This is a genomic window from Larkinella sp. C7 (assembly GCF_006149005.1).
Lineage (GTDB): Bacteria > Bacteroidota > Bacteroidia > Cytophagales > Spirosomataceae > Larkinella.
In genome coordinates this window covers 1-572 of record NZ_VBSL01000100.1, presented here as the reverse complement: position 1 = coordinate 572, position 572 = coordinate 1, and the positions used below count along the sequence as shown (strand labels likewise).

General features: G+C 41.0%; 1 protein-coding gene. It reads right to left on the bottom strand.

The window, feature by feature from the left end; genetic code table 11:
- Positions 1–19: 19 nt before the first annotated feature.
- The coding region (locus FH871_RS34540; protein ID WP_138995329.1) for an IS982 family transposase at positions 20–572 on the bottom strand (553 nt) is incomplete at its 5' end.

Below are 572 nucleotides of genomic sequence, written 5' to 3'. Positions count from 1 at the left end.
TACTCGTTGTGCTAGTTAATCAGGCATAAGCCTTAGAATACTTCAAACTCAGCCCAAATTCATTTTGACTATTTTCTAGCATGAGTGAATAGATGAGTAAAATAGCTTCTACTCTAAACTGTAATGCCCGAAGGTTTCGACAGCGTAAATTCTCAATGCCAAACTGTTCTAAGCTCGAAAAGACGGTTTCAATCGGTTTGCGCAATCGGCTAATTTTATAGTTCTCAAACCAAGAATAGTCCGCTATATTTTTCCTGAGTTGAGAAATTAAGGTGATACNGTCAATATAGCCCTTGTCTCCATAAATCAGTGGAATAGAGCTGTGTTCCAGTAATTGAAAAGCCACTTGGCTATCGTAAACAGAGGCTGACGTTACTACATAATCCAAAGGAAAGCCCCTATCGCTGACTAAAACGGAGAACTTCACCCCGTAGTAGTGAATCTTCTTCGTGGCGTTGTATCCGATGTTAGCGACTTCTGATAAAAGGCTAGCTCTTAGATTACGGATGGGATGACATAAGGCACAGGGAAAACTGTCAATCAGGCCAAATGAAGAGGTCTCACAAAGGGAG